Source organism: Bartonella sp. AA126HLJHH, from assembly GCF_042197425.1.
In the GTDB taxonomy this organism is placed as follows: domain Bacteria; phylum Pseudomonadota; class Alphaproteobacteria; order Rhizobiales; family Rhizobiaceae; genus Bartonella.
Map to the genome: position 1 here is coordinate 1 of NZ_JBHIRU010000103.1, position 875 is coordinate 875.

The window sequence follows — 875 nt, forward strand, 5'->3', positions numbered from 1 at the left end:
TTGCTCTATCATTGGAGTTGCTGGTGGAAATATTGCATAAGGGAACCTTAAGGGTGCCTTATAAAAAGTAGGTAGATTGTGACCAATTCCTGTACCAATGGGATCGAATATATGGTTTTGTAAATAAATATGATCTTTTTTACCATCACTCACATAATAGAGTGCATTCGCTATTGATTGAGAGTTATCAGCTGGTCCAAAAAGATAGATATCTGTTTTTTCTGCTATACCGTGAATGCCATGCTGTTCAAAGTCACGCATTCCATTGCCCACTGTCAAGCTACCACGGCTATGCGCACTAACAATCGCCCCTGTATTGCCATAACGATAGATAAAATCTTGTAACTTCTTGGTCGAATTACTCCATCTCCCAAAATACTCATAAATCGCTACTCCGATCTCTACGAGCCTGTCTTTAGCTTGTGGGTGGTATGTAAAATAAAGGGGTTCATGTTCATTATCAGCTAAGTGGACAGCATTACCGGCTGCTTCATCTGGTGTGTTAAAAATACCATTATAGAACATACGCCTGTTGCCATCAGAGCCAGCTTGTAAATGCTGCTCATCTTCAGCATTTAAAAAGTGATACAGAGTAATATATTCTCCATCGCTGTCTTTTATAGGTTTTCCATTTTCATCGGTTAAATAGAGGACATTGCCATTTTCATCATGCAAAATCTCACCTACTGGATGTTCTTTAACATTTGCGACTTCGCGCACTTTGTCCCAGTATCCCAATCCTTCATCCGATAAATCATTGATCATATCTACGCGATTATGCACTACCCCCTCAAGCGATGCGACATCTAGCTGTTCTACTGCTTGGTGTGCTGCTGCGGTGTTGCGGTTGAGAGAGCCAATGATTTGTCCAGCAT

At 40.9% G+C, this 875-nt stretch carries 1 pseudogene; it reads right to left on the bottom strand.

The annotated features are described in order from the left end of the window. Positions 1 to 875, bottom strand: a pseudogene (locus tag ACFIQC_RS09955) (filamentous hemagglutinin); the annotation flags it as partial.